This window comes from Streptococcus sp. 10824 (assembly GCF_013276595.1).
In the GTDB taxonomy this organism is placed as follows: Bacteria; Bacillota; Bacilli; order Lactobacillales; family Streptococcaceae; genus Streptococcus; species Streptococcus pseudopneumoniae.
On the sequence record NZ_VMLH01000164.1, the window covers coordinates 1 to 737 of the forward strand.

Below are 737 nucleotides of genomic sequence, written 5' to 3' on the forward strand. Positions count from 1 at the left end.
TATCATCTCCTTGGGAAACAATAGAAATGTCCAAATCTTTCTTTTTAATCTTGCCTTCTTCAAAGAGTTTTTGTTTTTCTGCTCGTATTTTTTCAAGTAAAACTTCGACTGATTCATCATTTGGGTCTTGTTCAACTAATTTTCCTTGCATAGCATATTGAAGAATAGATTTTTTTAGTTTATCTGGAAATTCTTTATCTAGCTGTTCGAGTCTATTATAACTTTCAGCATATTCATCTACTTTTTCTAAAGCTGATTCGATTGCTTCTATTATGCGTTGTTGTTCAGCTAGCGGAGGGAGAGGGATAAGAATAGAAGCAACTTTATCACTATTCAAGTTTTTCACAACAGCTCCACTAATTAGAGATAGAAATTGAGAATAAACTACATTTGATGAAAGAATATAGAATAGGTAATCTTTATTTAATGAGTTTTCATAGTTCGAAATAGCCAACCATCCATCGTGTATTGCACCATCAACATTCAAAATATAAGGTCTACCAAAACTCATAGAATTAGTTAACAAAAATGTACCTTTTTTTACAAATCTAGTTTTGTTAAGCCCTGATTTTTTGATTTTTTCTTTAACATTATTTATATACTTTTCACCCTTTTCAGTATCACCTATTTTTATCCAATTTATTCCATCTACTTCAGAAGTAAGATAATCTTTGATTGGTCGTGGAGAGCCACCTCTGACAATTTCAACCAATGTAGAAAACCTCACCCACTCCCAA

The 737-nt window shown here is 31.5% G+C and carries 1 protein-coding gene; it reads right to left on the bottom strand.

The window, feature by feature from the left end; all coding sequences use genetic code 11:
* A partial coding sequence (locus HT701_RS11065; protein ID WP_172931537.1) for a restriction endonuclease subunit S occupies positions 1-737 on the bottom strand: 737 nt, incomplete at both ends.